17 protein-coding genes are annotated in these 17,711 nt (G+C 40.3%); 9 read left to right on the forward strand and 8 right to left on the reverse strand.

The genetic code is table 11. The annotated features are described in order from the left end of the window. Positions 1-23: 23 nt before the first annotated feature. Both icd and BKG94_RS05140 read right to left on the reverse strand, forming a co-directional pair. Positions 24-1,271: an NADP-dependent isocitrate dehydrogenase gene (icd, locus tag BKG94_RS05135; RefSeq protein WP_077434884.1), complete on the reverse strand. Its 1,248-nt coding sequence runs from the start codon at positions 1,269-1,271 to the stop codon at positions 24-26. A gap of 374 nt (positions 1,272-1,645) precedes the next feature. Beyond that, a complete protein-coding gene (locus BKG94_RS05140; RefSeq protein ID WP_077434886.1) occupies positions 1,646-1,909 on the reverse strand; it encodes a GrxA family glutaredoxin in 264 nt (87 codons plus the stop codon). Between the two features lie 122 nt (positions 1,910-2,031). On the opposite strand from BKG94_RS05140, the gene BKG94_RS05145 reads away from it, so the two are divergent. Continuing rightward, a complete protein-coding gene (locus tag BKG94_RS05145; protein WP_077434888.1) occupies positions 2,032-2,931 on the forward strand; it encodes a RimK family alpha-L-glutamate ligase in 900 nt (299 codons plus the stop codon). Positions 2,932-2,966: 35 nt separating this feature from the next. Here BKG94_RS05145 and BKG94_RS05150 read toward each other — a convergent pair whose 3' ends face one another. Both BKG94_RS05150 and fumC read right to left on the reverse strand, forming a co-directional pair. Continuing rightward, positions 2,967-3,569: a chalcone isomerase family protein gene (locus BKG94_RS05150; protein WP_077434890.1), complete on the reverse strand. Its 603-nt coding sequence runs from the start codon at positions 3,567-3,569 to the stop codon at positions 2,967-2,969. Positions 3,570-3,679: 110 nt separating this feature from the next. Then, entirely contained in the window at positions 3,680-5,074 is a 1,395-nt protein-coding gene (gene fumC, locus BKG94_RS05155; protein WP_077434892.1) for a class II fumarate hydratase, read from the reverse strand. A gap of 308 nt (positions 5,075-5,382) precedes the next feature. Between fumC and BKG94_RS05160 the strand changes: the two genes are divergently transcribed. From BKG94_RS05160 to BKG94_RS05180, 6 genes are all read left to right on the forward strand, one after another. Continuing rightward, the gene (locus BKG94_RS05160; RefSeq protein WP_077434894.1) at positions 5,383-5,814 is read left to right on the forward strand and encodes a DNA polymerase III subunit chi; all 432 of its coding nucleotides are present in this window, start codon (positions 5,383-5,385) and stop codon (positions 5,812-5,814) included. Between the two features lie 26 nt (positions 5,815-5,840). Beyond that, positions 5,841-6,383, forward strand: a complete 543-nt coding sequence (locus BKG94_RS05165) for a hypothetical protein (protein WP_077434896.1) — start codon at positions 5,841-5,843, stop codon at positions 6,381-6,383. A gap of 7 nt (positions 6,384-6,390) precedes the next feature. Further along, a complete protein-coding gene (locus BKG94_RS09995) occupies positions 6,391-6,558 on the forward strand; it encodes a hypothetical protein (protein ID WP_167377234.1) in 168 nt (55 codons plus the stop codon). Positions 6,559-6,764: 206 nt separating this feature from the next. Beyond that, on the forward strand, positions 6,765-7,466 hold the full coding sequence (locus BKG94_RS05170; protein WP_077434898.1) for a hypothetical protein: 702 nt from the start codon (positions 6,765-6,767) through the stop codon (positions 7,464-7,466). Beyond that, positions 7,463-10,393, forward strand: a complete 2,931-nt coding sequence (locus BKG94_RS05175; protein WP_077434900.1) for a valine--tRNA ligase — start codon at positions 7,463-7,465, stop codon at positions 10,391-10,393. The genes BKG94_RS05170 and BKG94_RS05175 overlap by 4 nt, the downstream gene beginning before the upstream one ends. Before the next feature lie 94 nt (positions 10,394-10,487). Next, positions 10,488-12,314 carry an ATP-binding protein gene (locus BKG94_RS05180; RefSeq protein WP_077434902.1) on the forward strand — a complete coding sequence of 609 codons (1,827 nt, stop codon included), beginning with the start codon at positions 10,488-10,490 and terminating at the stop codon, positions 12,312-12,314. A 40-nt stretch (positions 12,315-12,354) separates the two neighbouring features. Here the strand turns inward: BKG94_RS05180 and BKG94_RS05185 are convergent, their stop codons facing one another. The 4 genes from BKG94_RS05185 to BKG94_RS05200 form a co-directional block, all read right to left on the reverse strand. Then, entirely contained in the window at positions 12,355-12,738 is a 384-nt protein-coding gene (locus BKG94_RS05185; protein WP_077434904.1) for a hypothetical protein, read from the reverse strand. Between the two features lie 61 nt (positions 12,739-12,799). Next, complete coding sequence (locus tag BKG94_RS05190) at positions 12,800-13,633, reverse strand: PTS system mannose/fructose/sorbose family transporter subunit IID (protein WP_077434906.1); 834 nt, start codon at positions 13,631-13,633, stop codon at positions 12,800-12,802. A gap of 10 nt (positions 13,634-13,643) precedes the next feature. Beyond that, positions 13,644-14,438, reverse strand: coding sequence for a PTS mannose/fructose/sorbose transporter subunit IIC (locus BKG94_RS05195; RefSeq protein ID WP_077434908.1), 795 nt, complete (start codon positions 14,436-14,438; stop codon positions 13,644-13,646). Positions 14,439-14,449: 11 nt separating this feature from the next. Beyond that, a complete protein-coding gene (locus BKG94_RS05200) occupies positions 14,450-15,436 on the reverse strand; it encodes a mannose/fructose/sorbose PTS transporter subunit IIA (protein ID WP_077434910.1) in 987 nt (328 codons plus the stop codon). 242 nt (positions 15,437-15,678) lie between these two features. On the opposite strand from BKG94_RS05200, the gene BKG94_RS05205 reads away from it, so the two are divergent. Together BKG94_RS05205 and BKG94_RS09970 are read left to right on the forward strand one after the other, a co-directional pair. Continuing rightward, positions 15,679-17,532 carry a tRNA(Met) cytidine acetyltransferase TmcA gene (locus BKG94_RS05205; RefSeq protein ID WP_077434912.1) on the forward strand — a complete coding sequence of 618 codons (1,854 nt, stop codon included), beginning with the start codon at positions 15,679-15,681 and terminating at the stop codon, positions 17,530-17,532. Continuing rightward, a complete protein-coding gene (locus BKG94_RS09970; RefSeq protein WP_158074640.1) occupies positions 17,529-17,705 on the forward strand; it encodes a DUF5363 family protein in 177 nt (58 codons plus the stop codon). Before BKG94_RS05205 ends, BKG94_RS09970 begins: the two co-directional genes overlap by 4 nt. Positions 17,706-17,711: the final 6 nt, after the last annotated feature.

Consider the following 17,711-nt stretch of genomic DNA (forward strand, 5'->3'; position numbering starts at 1 on the left):
TACAACTATAAAAAGTAAATTATTTACATATTACTCACAATGTCTTGGGCGTATTCCATGGTAGAACGCAATTTTGCATTCTCCAACGTTTCGGCTAAATCCAAGGTTACGGTTTTATTGGCAATGGTTTTCGCCACGGCTTTTACGACTAAATCTGCCGCTTCCGTCCAGCCCAAATGGCGTAGCATCATTTCACCGCTTAAAATAATTGAACTCGGATTCGCTTTATTTTGCCCTGCGATTTTAGGTGCGGTGCCGTGAGTGGCTTCAAAAATAGCTGTCTCCACGCCAATATTTGCACCGGGTGAAATACCGATACCGCCAACTTGAGCCGCCAGAGCATCGGAGATATAGTCACCGTTCAGATTCAAGGTTGCAATCACATCGTAATCCTTAGGGTGTAACAGCACTTCCTGCAAAAATGCGTCGGCAATACAGTCTTTTATGATAATTTCCCGTCCGGTTTTTGGGTTTTTCAATTTGTGCCAAGGGCCGTTATCAATCATTTCAGCACCAAATTCTTGTGCCACTTGATAACCCCATTCCTTAAATGCCCCCTCAGTAAATTTCATAATATTGCCTTTATGCACTAAAGTGAGTGAGCGACGGTCATTATCAATCACATATTGCAATGCGGAACGTACTAGGCGCTGTGTCCCTTCTTTTGATACCGGTTTAATGCCAATCCCACACTGTTCAGTGAAACGAATTTTTTTCACGCCCATTTCATTACGTAAAAATGCCAGGACTTTATCTGCCTCAGCCGAGCCTGCTTGCCATTCCACGCCGGCATAAATATCTTCCGAATTTTCACGGAAAATGACCATATCAACAAATTCAGGGTGTTTCACCGGGCTTGGTGTGCCATCATAATAACGAACAGGACGCAAACAGTTATACAAATCCAATTCTTGTCGCATTGTGACATTCAATGAACGAATACCGCCTCCCACCGGTGTCATCAATGGACCTTTAATCGCAATATGATATTGTTTGATGGCGTTTAATGTTTCTGCCGGCAACCAAGTATTTTCACCATAAATTTGATTGGCTTTTTCGCCGGCATAAATTTCTAACCAATCAATTTTACGTGCCGTACCATAGGCTTTCGATACTGCGGCATCAATGACCAAACGCATTGCAGGTGTAACATCTACACCGATACCATCGCCTTCGATAAATGGAATAATAGGGTTGTTTGGGACATTGAGGGAGCCATCTTGATTGAGTGTAATTGCTTGACCGTTAGCTGTTGCTACTTTGTGTTGCATAGTTTCACCTCACAGATTTGAGTTAGGGATGAGTTGAGGAAAAATTTTCTTCAACTGGAGCTAGTATAATCCTTATACACATTGAATAACAATATTTTTACAAAAATATAACTAGCACTAAATAATTTCCAGTTTGATATTATTTAGAATATGAAAGACAGATTTAATGCTGATGCGTTTCTAAATTGAAGGGAAACTTTATGATATTGCCTGTTCTCTTCAAGTGAAAATAAAAAGGCTAAGCTCTGTATGGTTAGAACTTAGCCTCCAAATGAAGTGAAGTCAAACTTTTTTTGAAGTGTAGATCAACTTTAGGTTTTAAACGCTACAAAAACTGACCGCACTTTTACGAATATTTAAATATGATTGGTTAATTACGCCACCACACCAAATTGTTGTTTCATTAATGCTTCAAAATCGGTGCAGCCGCCAATAGGTTTTTCGTCAATGAAGATTTGTGGCACGGTTTCAACCGGTTTTCCCACTGATTTGGATAAATCTTCTTTCGTAATGCCTTCAGCGTGAATATCAACATAGCGGTAATCGAAATCCGCAACTTCACCTTTTAATTTTTCAGCAAGATTTTTGGCTCGGACACAATAAGGGCAACCGGGGCGACCAAAAATAACAACAAACATAATTTTCTCCTATTCATGTTAAATTTTCGTCATTTTACTCTTTTTTTGATTTGTCATAAACCGTTTTTCAGGATTGTTATGATTGGTATAATGTATTGCTATTTTTAATTTGGAATTTCCCTATGAAATTGTTAATGCTTTGTCGTGAACCACGTTTATATAGCTGCCAACGTTTGAAAGAAGCCGCAATACAATGCGGACATGAAATGGACATTTTAGATCCGAATCGCTGTATTCTAAAACTCACGGAAAACTCACCGCACTTTGACATTTATTATCAGCCAAAGGAAGGAGATATCTATCTTTTGCCCGATTATGATGCGGTGTTACCCCGTTTCGGCACGGCAAGTACAAAAATGGGCTGTGCTGTATTACGCCATTTTCAAGCAAAAGGAATCTATTGTTTGAATAAGGAAAGGGCATTTTTAATGGCGCGTGATAAATGGCAAAGCTTACAAATCTTGCGAGAACAAGGTATTGCGGTACCCAATAGTCAATTATCGGGAGTTGAGACTGAACCTAAAACGGTTATACAGGAAATGAATTTTCCTTTAATTATCAAAACCTTAAATGGTTCTCAAGGGGTTGGTGTGATGTTGATGGAAACCTCACAAAGTGCGGTCAGTATTTTAGAAACTTTAAAGCAAGCGAATGTGCCGGTATTGTTGCAAGATTTTATTGATGAAGCGAAGGGCGAGGATATTCGTTGTTTTGTAATTGGCAATAAAGTTGTGGCGAGTATGCAGCGCATCGGACGGGAAGGGGAGTTTCGTGCTAATTTCCATCGTGGCGGAACAGCGCAAAAAATCATTTTAACCGATGAGGAAAAGCGATTGGCGGTAAGCGCCACAAAAGCCCTAGGACTCGAAGTTTCGGGCGTGGATCTTATCCGTGCTAAATCAGGTTTATTAGTGTTAGAAGTCAACGCAAGTCCGGGCTTGGAAATGATTGAGAAAACCAGCGGTGTGGATATTGCGTTACAGATGATTTTATATTTAGAGAAAGCGGTTCCACAAAAATAAACGGCGAATAGTTTATTCGCCTGTTTATTATCTTATTATCCTTTCAAATTCTTTTGAGGATCGTAATTGGGCGGTAGCTCCGGCATTGAATTTTCTTCGTCAAAGGGCTCACTCGCCGGTTGATATTGAAATTCTTGTTCATTTTGACCGCTCTTTTCTTGACCCAACAATTGTGGTTGTAATTTTACAAAGCTACTTTTTGGTGAAAGCCAGATATTGATAAAGGCTTGAGTAAATTTTGCATCAAATTCATGATCTAACACCGTATCGTTAGCGATAAAATAGCCTTTATTTTCCAACGCCACGAAATTTAAAATGTCATTGGGTGAAAAATCAGGAAAAATTTCCTGCATTTTTTTTAACCAAGCGGTGGTGTCATCTGTATCGAATTGCTGTGCTTCCATTTCTTTTATTAGGGTGATAGCGAAATTTTTGCCTTCAATAGGTTTTTCATACTTGATAGAAAACATCAGCGGATATTGATTTTCTTGGTATGAACCGTTTTCAGAAAAAAGCCCGACACTATACACATGGAACGGTCCCCAAGTATATTCAGCATTGCCCACTAACTGCCAATGAGCGGAAAGTGCGCTTGAAAAAAAAGCTAAAATTGTCACGAAAAGATATTTAATTTTCATATTGTTCTTTCACGGTTCGATATCGCACGGATTATAACAAAAGCACCTTTAAAACCACAAATAAAAAGGCGGGAGTTTCCCCGCCTTTGACCGTTATTTCATCGGTAAGTTTATTTTAAACTGCCTACCATATCTTCAGGGCGCACCCATTTATCGAAATCTTCCGCTGAAACTAAGCCGAGATTAATCGCTTCTTCACGTAGGGTTGTGCCGTTTTTGTGTGCAGTTTTAGCAATTTTCGCCGCATTTTCGTAACCGATATGGGTGTTTAGTGCGGTCACTAACATCAATGAATTTTCAAGTTGTTGTTTAATGCGTGGATAATTTGGCTCAATGCCTACCGCACAATGTTCGTCAAAGGAGACGCAAGCATCGCCTAATAATTGGGCGGATTGCAAGAAGTTAGCAATCATCACCGGGTTAAACACATTTAATTGGAAATGACCCTGTGAGCCCACAAAGGCAATAGCGGTATCGTTACCGAACACTTGGGCGCAAACCATTGTCAGCGCTTCACATTGAGTTGGGTTCACTTTGCCCGGCATAATGGAAGAGCCCGGTTCATTTTCCGGGATTAAAATTTCACCGATACCGGAACGAGGGCCGGAGGCTAATAAGCGAATGTCGTTTGCGATTTTGAATAAACTCATGGCAAGTTGGCGTAATGCGCCGTGGGTTTCCACGATGGCATCGTGTGCCGCTAATGCTTCAAATTTATTATCAGCGGTAACAAATGGAAGCCCGGTGAATTTAGCAATGTAGTCTGCCACTTTTACATCATAGCCTTTTGGCGTATTTAACCCTGTCCCTACTGCCGTACCGCCAAGGGCTAATTGGCTTAAATGAGGCAGGGTATTTTTTAATGCGCGTAAGCCGAAAGTTAATTGTGTGGCATAGGCAGAAAATTCTTGGCCTAAGGTTAATGGTGTCGCATCCATTAAATGGGTACGACCAATTTTCACCACATCTTTGAAGGCTTCAGATTTTGCCGCAAAGGTTTTTTGTAAACGCTCAATGCAAGGGATGGTGTGTTCAACCACTTTTTTGTATGCCGCAATGTGCATTGCCGTTGGGAAAGTATCATTGGAGGATTGGGATTTATTCACATCATCATTTGGATGAATGATGGATTTTTCCCCTAATTTACCACCATGTAAAACATGGGCACGATTTGCGACCACTTCATTCACATTCATATTGGATTGCGTACCGGAGCCGGTTTGCCAAATTACAAGTGGGAACTGATCGTCTAATTTGTGAGCAAGGATTTCATCGCAGGCTTGGGCGATTAAATCGCGTTTTTCAGCAGGTAATACTCCTAAATCGTGGTTCGCAAAGGCGGCGGCTTTTTTCAAATAACCAAAGGCCTCAATAATTTCAGCCGGCATTGAGGCTTCAGGCCCAATTTTAAAGTTATTGCGTGAGCGTTCAGTCTGTGCCGCCCAATATTTATCGGCAGGAACCTGAACTTCACCCATTGTGTCTTTTTCAATACGAAATGCCATCGTGATACTCCTCATAGAATATAAAATGAAAATAAAGATCGGCTTGATTCTAACACCTCGGAATTATGATTGGAATGTGATAGAAATGCTAAAAATCAGTTTTGTGATGTAGATCATAAAAGTGCGGTCGGTTTTATTAAGGTTTTTATTTCTCAAATATTTTGCATTGAATTTCATCCGCAATAACTTACTTTTTGCTTGGTTAAAGTAAATGAAAATGATAGAAAGAAAAACAGGTTACCCGTTTATTTTTTCTCAATTTTTCGGTAAAATTCCTCGGTTTATAGTCTAGTGAATTTGAGGCAAAAATGACGAAAAATGCACAGTTTTACATTCTGACAGAACAAAGCCCATTCACTGTTGAACAACTTGCGTGTAATTTAGCTGCATCAGCTTGGCGTTTAGGAAAACGGATTTTGATCGCTTGTGAAACGGAACAACAAGCACTGGATATTGATGAGGCACTTTGGCAACGGGATCCCAATGAATTCGTACCGCATAATTTATCGGGCGAAGCGACTCAATATCCTACACCCATTGAAATTTCATGGCGTGGAAAACGCAATGCACAACGACGTGATTTGCTTATCAACCTGCAACAAGACGTCCCGGAATTTAGCCATAGCTTTACGCAGTTAATTGATTTTGTTCCTGTGGAAGAAACCCAAAAAGCACAAGCTCGGGAGCGTTATAAGCAACTCCGTGTGCAAGGCTGGCAACTTTCCACCGAAAATACTTAATGTTACTAAAACCCTAAGGATCTAATATGAAACTTTCTTTGCCAATTTTTATAGGATTAAGCGTTTTAACTTTAGCCGCTTGTGATAATCAAGAAGCAAAAGCACCTGAAAAAGTGACCGCACTTTCTGAAAGTAAGGTTGAGTCAATGCCTGAGAAAGCGCCGGTTTCGGATACCTCTAAAGATGAAACGGTTTCATCGGTTGTTAAAAATGAGGAAGCTAAAAATATTGCTGAAGTTAAAAATATTACTGAAGTTGAAAAAGTAGAGCAAAAAACTGTTGAAGAAGTGAAAACCGCCGTTGAAAAACCAACCGTAGTTTTTAATGTTAAGAAAGATGAAATAGCGAAAAAAGTGGTACGTCATTCAGAAAAACCACGTAAAACGGCAACAAACAGCTATTTAAAAGAACAAAAAGCCTTATTGAAAGTGCTTGAATCCCAATATCAACAAATTCGTTGCACCGCAGAAGCCGCCAAATTAGGCGAAAACAGCTTCTGCCGCCAAGAAGAACGCCGTTTGTTTTTAGAAATTGAGCGGGTGAAAGGTGAAATTCGGTTGAATCGGTAGGGGAAAAATGACGAAAGAGGAAGTTTTAGAACGACAACGCCAGTTACATATTGTGTTCAAAGCATGGATGGAAGATAAGAAAAAGCGTGAAGTGCTGACTTTCCGCCGCCCTAATGGCAATATTGTGCGCCATTATCCTGATGGACACGAAGAAGTGATTGAATATGCAAAATAATTTAGCCATTTTCTACTGTGGTACAAATGGTGCTGGAAAAACAACATTGCGTGGTTTTAATGAAGATTCCGTGCAAATTGTGATTGATTCGGATCATATTGCAATACAGATTGACTCTCGGAATCATAAATCTACATAATTGAAGCTGATAGAAATATAATTCAGATAGAAGTTAATTAAATGTAAGTGAATGGTTGAAAATTAATATGTCAAAAAAATCTAAACATAAGAACAGAACACATAATAATAGTAATAAAAATGAACCACCTAAAAAAATAAATAAAGAATCATCTAATAGTGAAAATAAACAGTCAGACATGATAAACAAAGATACATCTAATAACGAAAATAAACAGTCAGATATGATGAATAAAGAAACACCTAATAGTGAAAATAAAAAATCTGGTTGTAGAATAATAAAATCTCTAAAGAGATTTAGTATTGGTGGTACTCTTGTTGCTTGTGTTTTTTATGCTTTTGAAGTATATGAAAATTATGAAAAAAGAAATTCTGATATACATAGCATTGCTTCTAAAGGGTTCAATGACTTCGATTTTTCAAACAAAAATAATAATAAAAAAGAGATATTAGATAAACTTGAAGTTCGTTTAACCGATCTTAAAAGCAAATTAATGGAAAAACCTATTTATAGCTATATTAGCAGTAAAGAAAAGTTTTATGAACATTATCTTTGTAGATTAATGACTATTAGCGATTCTATATACGATAGCAAATTTGAAAAGCCTGAAGAATATAGACGTAAAATTCAGAAACTTTTCATGGATTTAATTGCTGTAACTGAAAATGCAGATGAAAGAAAAATAACTAAAATTATTGAAGAAGAAGCTAAAGAAGGTCTTATAGCAGATGATTGTAGATCAATTTTAAGTGAAGAGAAAACCCAATGACACAAAACCTCCAAATGGCAGACCGTTTTAATCCGTCTGCGGTAGAACAAGCCCTTTACCAACACTGGGAAGAGAAAGGGTATTTTAAACCGAATGAAAATCCGAATGTACCGAGTTATTGCATCGCCATTCCGCCACCGAATGTAACGGGTTCGTTGCATATGGGGCATGCGTTCCAGCAAACCCTGATGGATACGCTGATTCGTTTTCATCGTATGGAAGGGCATAACACCCTATGGCAAGCGGGCACCGACCACGCAGGTATTGCCACCCAAATGGTGGTGGAACGTAAAATTGCGGCGGAAGAGGGCAAAACCCGTCATGATTACGGACGTGAAGCCTTTATTAGCAAAATTTGGGATTGGAAAGCCTATTCAGGCGGTACGATTAGCCAACAAATGCGCCGTTTAGGGAACTCAATAGACTGGGAGCGTGAGCGTTTCACCATGGATGAGGGGCTATCCAATGCAGTAAAAGAAGTGTTCGTTCGATTACACGAAGAAGGCTTAATTTATCGTGGCAAACGCTTGGTGAACTGGGATCCTAAATTACACACGGCAATTTCCGATCTCGAAGTTGAAAATAAAGAAAGCAAAGGATCACTTTGGCATTTCCGTTATCCACTCGCCAATGGCGTAAAAACAGCGGATGGAAAAGATTATTTAGTGGTGGCGACCACGCGTCCTGAAACGATGTTGGGCGATACAGCGGTGGCGGTTCACCCGGAAGATGAACGTTACCAATCATTGATTGGCAAAACCGTGATGCTCCCACTCGCCAACCGTGAAATTCCGATAGTTGCTGATGATTATGTGGATCGTGAATTTGGGACTGGGGTCGTGAAAATCACCCCTGCCCACGATTTTAACGACTATGAAGTCGGAAATCGTCATAAATTAGATATGGTAAATATCTTTACTTTGAATGCGGATATTCGTGAAGAAGCTGAGGTATTAATATATCAAGAATGTCCTGAATCAAACACTATATTTAGTCAAAGTGGGGAGAAAATCTATAGTTCACCAAGTTTTTATAAAAAAACTAATGAGCATCATTATGTTATTCCTATGAGTTACCGTGGCTTAGAGCGTTTTGCTGCTCGTAAGAAAATCGTTGCGGATTTTGAAGCAATGGGGCTGTTGGACGAAATCAAACCGCACGATCTCAAAGTGCCTTACGGCGACCGTGGTGGTGTGCCGATTGAACCAATGCTCACGGATCAATGGTATGTGAGCGTGAAACCGCTTGCTGAAGTGGCAACCAAAGCAGTAGAAGACGGTGAAATCCAATTTGTACCGAAACAGTACGAAAACTTGTATTTCTCTTGGATGCGGGATATTCAAGACTGGTGTATTTCACGCCAACTTTGGTGGGGTCATCGTATTCCGGCATGGTATGACGCAGAGGGCAATATCTACGTTGCACGCAACGAGCAAGAGGTTCGCACAAAATACAACTTACCTGCGGATTTAGCTTTAAAACAAGATGAAGATGTATTAGATACTTGGTTCTCATCGGGGCTGTGGACGTTCTCTACGCTGGGTTGGCCGGAACAAACCAAAGAATTGAAAATGTTCCACCCGACGGATGTATTAATCACCGGATTTGACATCATTTTCTTCTGGGTGGCTCGGATGATTATGTTCACCATGCACTTCATTAAAGATGAAAATGGCAAACCGCAAGTACCGTTCAAAACCGTTTACGTTACGGGCTTGATCCGTGATGAACAAGGGCAAAAAATGTCGAAATCGAAAGGTAATGTACTTGACCCGATTGATATGATTGACGGTATCAGCCTTGAAGATTTACTGGAAAAACGCACAGGCAATATGATGCAACCGCAATTAGCGGAAAAAATTGCTAAAGCCACCCGTAAAGAATTTGCCGAAGGCATTGCGGCACATGGTACGGATGCGTTGCGTTTCACCCTTGCGGCGCTTGCCAGCAATGGTCGTGATATTAACTGGGATATGAAACGCCTTGAAGGTTACCGTAATTTCTGCAATAAATTGTGGAATGCCAGCCGTTTTGTATTAACCAATGAAAAATTGGATTTAAGTGAAGGCGAAATTGAATTTTCCGTGGCGGATCGTTGGATTGAATCTTGTTTTAACCGCACTGTGAGTGATTTCCGTGAAGCATTAAGCCAATATCGTTTTGATTTAGCCGCCAATGCGATTTACGAATTTACTTGGAACCAATTCTGCGACTGGTATTTAGAATTAACCAAACCGGTATTTGCAAACGGTACGCCGGCACAAATTCGTGCGGCAAGCCAAACCCTGGTGCGTGTGTTAGAGCAATTATTGCGTTTGGCACACCCATTGATTCCGTTTATTACGGAAGAAATCTGGCAAAAAGTAAAAGGTTTTGTCGGCATTGAAGCGGATAGCATTATGTTACAACCATTCCCAACGGTGAATGAAAGTACCTTTGACGGTGAAGCAGAGCGTGAAATCAATTGGTTAAAAGATGTGATTGTGGCAGTGCGTAACATTCGAGCAGAATGCAATATTGCCCCAAGTAAAGAATTAGATTTATTGTTCCGTAATATTGATGTGACAGAGCAAAAAATTCTTGAAAAACAGACCGCACTTTTATGTGCAATGGCAAAATTGGGTGAGGCTCGTGTGTTAACGGAAGGGGAAAATGCCCCGCTTGCAGTGGCAAAACTGGTAGGCAATACGGAACTTCTTGTGCCAATGGCAGGTTTTATCAACAAAGAAACCGAGCTTGCCCGTTTAACCAAAGAGATCGAAAAATATCAAAACGAAGTTAAACGCATTGAAAGCAAACTCAGCAACGAAGCCTTTGTTGCCAAAGCACCGGAAGCGGTGATTGCCAAAGAACGTGAGAAAATGGCCGAGTATCAATCAGGATTGGAAAAAATCCGTGAGCAGTATAAGGCGATTGAAGCGCTATAATTTTGAAAAAACGCTGACTGGTTCAGCGTTTTTTATTATTCACCTTTCGGTGTTAAAATATTTCTCTGGTATCTTTTCCAACATGTAATTAATAATGAAAAATTTTAAACATTTTGCTCAGCGATATGTTGATTGGGTGATAAAACTCGGACGAGTTCGCTTTTCCCTACTTGGATTATTTATTCTTGCCGTTTTGGCTTTGGGGGCACAGACTTTACTTAGCCTCTTTATTACCAATCAAATTGATTGGATGGTTCTTGTTCGTTCCATTATCTTTGGGCTTTTCACCGCGCCTTTTGTGATTTATTTTCTTACTTTGTTGGTTGAACAATTAGAGCGATCAAGACGGGATCTCTCTAAAACAGTATTACGTTTACGAAATGAAGTATCGGAAAGAACCATTGCGGAAAAGAAACTTTCTATTGCCTTAGATAATTTAGAAAAACATAACCGAGAAAAAAGTAGTTTACTGGCGACCATTAGTCATGAATTGCGTACACCGCTTAATGGTATTATTGGCTTGAGCCATATTTTGCTAGATGACCAGCTTTCAGAACAACAGCGTAATTATTTAAAAACAATTAATTTAAGTGCGGTCAATTTGGGATATATTTTTAGCGATATTATTGATTTAGATAAGTTTGATACACAGCGTTTAGAATTGAACTTTGAACCTATCAATTTGAATGAATTATTAAATGATATTCAAAATTTTGCCATTTTAATGGTCGAGCCTAAAAATCTTAAGTTTGTTTTAGAAATTGAACCTAATTTACCGGATTTACTTTATTTGGATCGGGCTCGCTTGAGCCAAATTCTGTTAAATTTGATTGGTAATGCGGCGAAATTTACTGAAAAAGGGACAGTTAAACTCTCTGTTCAGGCTTTAGAAAAAAATATTTATCGTTTTCGTGTTTCTGATACCGGTAGGGGAATTGCAGAGTGTGAACTGGATAACATTTTCAAAATGTACTACCGCGTGAAAGAAAATACCAATAGATCTTCCGGCAGCGGAATAGGACTTGCAATATCAAAAAATCTTGCTTTACTGATGAAGGGAGATATTAAAGTCGAAAGTCAACTTGGAATAGGTTCGACATTCGATCTTACTATCTACGCCGAAGAAGCCCAACCGATTCATAATTATGAACCAACCCAACCGCTGAATCTGTCGGTTTTGCTGGTTGAAGATATTGAATTAAATGTTCTTGTAGCAAAAAACGTATTAGAAAAACTCGGACATCATGTTGATGTTGCAATGAATGGAAAAGATGCCATTACGCTTTTTGAACGTAATACCTACGACATTATATTGCTTGATATTAAGTTGCCGGATATGTCCGGATTTGATATAGCCTCTCATTTACGTAAAAAATATGAGGACGGCGTTTATGATTTTCTTCCTCCTCTTGTGGCTTTCACTGCTAATGTGATGCAAAGTGAAGAAGAATATCAGAGTAAGGGAATGGATACGGTGTTACGTAAACCTCTTGTATTGGAAGATCTAAAACGCTGTTTTTACCATTTTTTTGGCGAAGAGAACATAGAGTTTAACGTCGTAGAAAAACAGTCATCCCACCCCTCTTTGAATTTAGAGCAGATAGAATTATTAGGTAAAACTCAAACTGAACAAAACTTAATCTTGTTTAAACAAATGATGCCTGAATATCTTCAAGAACTGAACGAAGCCTTTAAGGTTTATTCCTTGGATAATTCTACCGCTCAAAATGTTGCTAATGTGGCACATAAAATTAAAGGCGCTGCCGGTTCCATCGGTTTAGTGACATTGCAGCAACTTGCGGAAAAAATGCAATGTAATCAGGAACCGGATTGGAAAGATAATATAGAAAATTGGCTTAATGAGCTCAATACTCATTGGCAGACGAATGTCAAAGAATTGGAAGATTATTTAAAGTTATAAAAAAATGACCGCACTTTTAACTCAAAGTGCGGTCATTTTTTTATGAATTTTCATTCTCCAATTTTTCTTCTGAATATTCCCGTACTTGGCGAATCTCACGTTTTGCTTTATCAGATAACACTTTATTATCTTTCAGCATTTGCTCTGAACGCGCCATAATAAAACGTAAATAATCGGCATTTTTAGTTTGTTCAAAAAATTGTTTTGCCTGATACATATCGGAGAAGTCTTTATTCGCTTGAGTGAGCAACATTTTTTGACCGAATAACACGATGAGAGCCAGTGCTAAGGCGATGAGCGTACCATAACCCTTTGTCGGATAATAAAGTAATCCGCCAATAATAAATAGAGCGGAAACCAATCGGGAACTGTTTTTTATATAGGTTTCACTCGGAGGCGCTTGTATTAATTCTTTGAGTTTCATCATTTTTACCCTAAAAAATAAGGGCGTTATCATACGCCCTTATGATTTACTATTTCAAGTATTAGGCAAGAATACCTGCCCAGTAACCTAAGATTCCCACCCCAAATAGGGCAAAGATAATCACCATGGCATTCACTTTTTTACGCAATAAATACATACATAAGAAGGTGAGCAATAAGGCGAGTAAACCGGGAAGAAGATCGTTTAATACGCCCTGAAGGGTGACAACGACTTCTTCACCAAGCTGATTTTTATAACGGGTGAGTTCTAACGGAACATTGATACTGGTCCATTTTGAGACGAGAGAACCCATCACAAAAAGACCAAGAATAGACGCTCCTTGTGTAATCTTTTGTAAGCGGCCACCGCCCATATCAGAAACAATTTCCGTGCCTTTTTCATAGCCGTATTTGAAACCGTACCAACGGGTTAAGGCGCGGATAACATTAATTAGAACAAAGAACAATAATGGACCTAAAATGCTACCGGTTAGGGCAATACCCGCACCTAATGCAGCTAAAACAGGGCGTAATGTTCCCCAGAAAATTGGGTCACCCACACCGGCAAGTGGCCCCATTAAGCCCACTTTCACCCCACTGATTGCCGCATCGTCCACATCTTTTGCACCGTTTGCACGTTCCTGTTCCATGGCAGCGGTAACGCCCATAATGGCGGAACCCACCCAAGGTTGGGTGTTGAAGAACTCAAGGTGACGTTTTAATGCTGCGGCTTGATCTTCTTTTTTACTGTATAAACGCTTAATGGTTGGGATCATTGACACACAAAATCCCATTGATTGCATACGTTCAAAGTTAAATGAACCTAAAAGGAACGTTGAACGGAAGTAGGTTTTTAAAATATCACCTTTAGTAAGTGTTACTTTTTGATCTGACATAATGCGCTCCTTATAGACCTTCTAATTCGTTATCGGCTAATTTTCTTTTGCTTGCTACCGGCATCGCTGCTTGGTTAAAGCGAGGATTTAATTGGATATAAAGCATTGCCAAACAAGTCCCTAAAATACCTAAACCGACTAAGTTATAGTTAGTGAATGAGGCAATGACGAAACCAAGGAAGAAGAACGGCATTAACGCCCCTGCACGCATCATGTTGATAACCATGGCATAACCTACAACCACGATGAAACCACCGGCAATTTGTAAACCACGGGTAATCACTTCAGGAATTGCGTCTAATGCACTGGTTACAGTATCAGTACCTGCGACTAAACCAACAGCGAGGGCAGGGATCGCAACACGTAAGGCTTGTAAAGAAAGCCCGGCAAAGTGACAGAGCTCAATTCCTCGGAAATTGGCTTGCTCTGCGAATTTATCGGCTTTGTGTTGTAAGAAAATAGTTAAAGTACGAACAAAGATGGTTAATACTTGACCTGCCGCTGCAACAGGTACCGCAATGGCAATGGCTGTACCCACGGATTGCCCACCTTTGATTACCAAGATTGCAGAGATTACACTCGCCAGTGCCGCATCCGGTGCCATTGCAGCCCCCACATTCATCCAACCTAATGCGATCATTTCTAATGTGCCGCCCAGAATGATACCGGTCTCAATATCACCCAAGACTAAACCAATCATGGTACAAGCAAAAAGTGGACGGTGGGTTTGACGTTCATCCAACACACTTCCCATACCGCAGATTGCCGCAACCAGTACGACTAAAATGAGTTCCATTGTTGACATAAAAGGCTCTCCTAAAATTTAATTGAATCTAATTTTTCACGGGTCAGCTCAACAGGCTTATTCGCCGCCACTTTTTGCAGTGAGAGTTTGACACCCATATCGAGTAATTTTTTAAATGCTTCCACATTAGACGGATTGACGGTAACAGCATCGGAAAGTTGTTTATTCCCTTCTTTGTGCGTCATGCCTCCGACATTGATCGTGTCAATACGCAATCCACCCTCAATTAAACGCACCGCATCTTCCGGTTTTGTGACGAGCATTAAGATATGGCGACTGGCGTATTTAGGATTGTTATACACCTTAATCGCTTTATCCACTGAAATTACGTAGGCTTTTAAATGTGGTGGGGCAATTTGGAGTAACAATTCTTTACGAAGCTCATCATTTGCCACTTCATCACTGATAGCAAAAATTGCTTCACATTTCACCGCTTTTGCCCAAGATGTCGCCACTTGACCATGAATTAGGCGGTCATCAATACGTAACAAGTTGACACTCATACGACCATTCGGATCATATTGTGTGTTGTCTTCTTCCGTTTCCTGTTCTTCCGATGATTCGCCTGTTGTTTCTGCAGTTTGGCTAAAGGAAGCCGTTTCATCGGGTTGGCGATAGCTTTTCACTGCCAGCACACCCACTTCTTTTGCGGTGGCGGCAAGATTTTCTGCTGATTTTGCATCGTCTTTTGCATCCAACACTTCCAATAACATAGGCAAACTCACTCCGGTGACAATGTCATCTTGTGGGCGTTTTGCCGCCACACGAGCTGCCGCGTTATACGGGCTGCCACCGAATAAATCGACCAAAAACAACACCGAATCGGCAGGATCACATTCTGCGATAATCGCTTCATATTTTTCCACCAAGGTGTCTTGCCCCTCTCCCGGAACGAATGTGACGCCGTGGAGTCCTTCCACTTCGCCAAATACCATTTCAGAAGAGTTCACTAACTCAGCGGCAAGCTTGCCGTGAGCTGCAACGATTACTTGAATCATTGGATACTCCTAACGTTATAAAAAACGTGGCAAGCATAATGTAAAGGATTGCCTAACTCAATATCGGTATGAAAGGATTTAGGGAAAAAGTGTGAGCTAGATCAAACTTTCTTCATAATGATAGCGAAATAGACAGAAAATAATGGAGCATTTTTGAAAGGAAAGTGCGGTCAAAATTTTACAGGTTTTGTAGAACATCAAAATTTCGCTAAAATGCACCGAAATTATACTAAGGATTCCTTATGCCAACTCGCCAATGCCAAGTGCTGATTTCTGATGTATTTCCTGAATTTTTGCCTCCACAAGTGTTAATCCTTGGAGAGCAGGGGATTCCTTTTGCTAAAGCGGTAAATTTACTGGGGCAAGAATTTGAGCATATTCTCTTTGATGCCAGGCATGGCATTCATTTAGAAGCCCTTGCCATTGCCGCCGGTACACTAAAAGTGGGGGGAACCTTTTGTTTGTTGCTTTCGACTTGGGCGGATTTAGAAGAACATCCCGATTTTGACAGCCTTCGTTGGAATGGAAATCAGGCTGCTATTTGCACACCCCATTTTATTCATCATTTCAAACAATGCGTGGAACGATATCATTTCCCGATTTTACCAAAAGCAAGTGCGGTCAGATTTCCCCCTGTTTTTCATTATGCAGAAAAGCAAAAGCAGGCGACGGATGAACAGCAAAAAATTATTGAGGAAATTTTACAACGCAAGAGTGAGCTTTATTTCCTGACGGCAAAACGTGGGCGAGGAAAATCCGCCTTATTAGGTATGCTTGCCGATCGAATTGATACACCGATTTATCTCACTGCTCCCAGCAAAAGTGCGGTCAATTCTTTGTATGATTTTGCAAAAGAAACCCTTGAGTTTCTCGCACCGGATGAATTAAGCCAACGATTACAGCAAGATGCGGCATTCACTGAAAATGCTTGGCTTTTCGTGGATGAAGCGGCGATGATCCCTTTGCCTTTGTTGATCCAATTTTCTCAATATTTTCGCCACATTGTGTTTAGTACAACCATTCACAGCTATGAGGGAACAGGGCGAGGGTTTGAATTAAAATTTAAACAAAAAATCCACCGTACTTTTCAACAGTTTGAACTCTATCACCCCCTGCGTTGGGAGGAAAATGATCCACTGGAACATTTTATTGAAGATCTTTTGTTGCTGGAGGCAGAAGATCAATTTGAGCAAATTGCGTATAACCCACGGAGCAATCTTCAAATTTATGAAGTTCCACAGTCTCAACTTATCCGCTCGCCGGAATCTTTTTATGGTTTGATGACATTGGCGCATTATCGCACTTCACCTATAGATTTACGCCGCTTGTTTGATGGTCGAGGGCAACGTTTTTACCTCGCCTCAGAGCAACATCATCTGATTGGTGCAATTTGGGCATTGGAAGAGGGGGGAATGAATGATGAGGCGCTTATTGAACAAATTCAGCAAGGAATTCGCCGTCCCAAAGGAAACCTCGTGCCTCAAGCACTTTGTTTTCATGCTAATTTCCCTCAGGCGTGCCGATTGCGTTCACAGCGAATTTCCCGCATCGCTGTGCAGCCTCATTGGCAACAACAGGGCATTGGACAGGCATTAGTGAAGGCGATGCAAAGCTCCGTGCCGGATTTTCTTTCTGTCAGTTTTGGTTATACGGAAGAATTGGCAAATTTCTGGCAAAAGTGCGGTTTTGTTTTGGTGCATTTAGGAGAACATTTGGAAGCTAGTAGCGGTTGTTATTCCGCCATTGCGTTGAAAGGAATATCGGGAGACGGTGCCGCTTTTGTAAAAACTGCACAGCGACAATTTCAACGTAATCTAGGGTTATCGGCTCATCCTTTGGCTGAAACAATGAAGCAAGGCGAAATTGATTGGTCGCTGAATGAGGAGGATTGGCAAAGTTTAAAAACTTTTGCTTATTTTCATCGCACGTTATTTGCTTCAATACCTGCTATTCGCCGTTTGTTGAAAGCGCAAGGCGAAAGTCATTGTCCACAACTTTTTGGCTATTTAACGAAAAAACAACTTCCCTTTAACAAGAAAAAAAGCGTAGAATGTTTTCGTTTAGAAATTAAACAATGCTTAGAGGAACTTTTATGACGACAACAGAAAAAACAGAAAAACCAAAAGGGTGGTTTAAACAGGCTTTGGAAAAATATGATAATTTTCTCAAAACCTACGATCTTGATTCACCAAGCTGTTGTGGTGTGCCAAAAATGCGTGAAGATGAAAACGGCAATTTATGCAAAGAAGATTCTCTCTTTAAAAAATAACCTGTT

This window comes from Rodentibacter ratti (assembly GCF_002000485.1).
GTDB classification, from domain to species: domain Bacteria; phylum Pseudomonadota; class Gammaproteobacteria; order Enterobacterales; family Pasteurellaceae; genus Rodentibacter; species Rodentibacter ratti.

Bases quoted from the DNA above. Each gene is read 5' to 3' on its own strand.
- BKG94_RS05170 (WP_077434898.1), top strand. From the start codon at position 6,765: ATGTCAAAAAAATCTAAACATAAGAACAGAACACATAATAATAGTAAT.
- BKG94_RS05140 (WP_077434886.1), bottom strand. From the start codon at position 1,909: ATGTTTGTTGTTATTTTTGGTCGCCCCGGTTGCCCTTATTGTGTCCGA.
- BKG94_RS09970 (WP_158074640.1), top strand. From the start codon at position 17,529: ATGACGACAACAGAAAAAACAGAAAAACCAAAAGGGTGGTTTAAACAG.
- BKG94_RS05150 (WP_077434890.1), bottom strand. From the start codon at position 3,569: ATGAAAATTAAATATCTTTTCGTGACAATTTTAGCTTTTTTTTCAAGC.
- BKG94_RS05145 (WP_077434888.1), top strand. From the start codon at position 2,032: ATGAAATTGTTAATGCTTTGTCGTGAACCACGTTTATATAGCTGCCAA.
- icd (WP_077434884.1), bottom strand. From the start codon at position 1,271: ATGCAACACAAAGTAGCAACAGCTAACGGTCAAGCAATTACACTCAAT.
- BKG94_RS05190 (WP_077434906.1), bottom strand. From the start codon at position 13,633: ATGTCAGATCAAAAAGTAACACTTACTAAAGGTGATATTTTAAAAACC.
- BKG94_RS05160 (WP_077434894.1), top strand. From the start codon at position 5,383: ATGACGAAAAATGCACAGTTTTACATTCTGACAGAACAAAGCCCATTC.
- BKG94_RS05175 (WP_077434900.1), top strand. From the start codon at position 7,463: ATGACACAAAACCTCCAAATGGCAGACCGTTTTAATCCGTCTGCGGTA.
- BKG94_RS05185 (WP_077434904.1), bottom strand. From the start codon at position 12,738: ATGAAACTCAAAGAATTAATACAAGCGCCTCCGAGTGAAACCTATATA.
- BKG94_RS05165 (WP_077434896.1), top strand. From the start codon at position 5,841: ATGAAACTTTCTTTGCCAATTTTTATAGGATTAAGCGTTTTAACTTTA.
- fumC (WP_077434892.1), bottom strand. From the start codon at position 5,074: ATGGCATTTCGTATTGAAAAAGACACAATGGGTGAAGTTCAGGTTCCT.
- BKG94_RS05200 (WP_077434910.1), bottom strand. From the start codon at position 15,436: ATGATTCAAGTAATCGTTGCAGCTCACGGCAAGCTTGCCGCTGAGTTA.
- BKG94_RS09995 (WP_167377234.1), top strand. From the start codon at position 6,391: ATGACGAAAGAGGAAGTTTTAGAACGACAACGCCAGTTACATATTGTG.
- BKG94_RS05180 (WP_077434902.1), top strand. From the start codon at position 10,488: ATGAAAAATTTTAAACATTTTGCTCAGCGATATGTTGATTGGGTGATA.
- BKG94_RS05195 (WP_077434908.1), bottom strand. From the start codon at position 14,438: ATGTCAACAATGGAACTCATTTTAGTCGTACTGGTTGCGGCAATCTGC.
- BKG94_RS05205 (WP_077434912.1), top strand. From the start codon at position 15,679: ATGCCAACTCGCCAATGCCAAGTGCTGATTTCTGATGTATTTCCTGAA.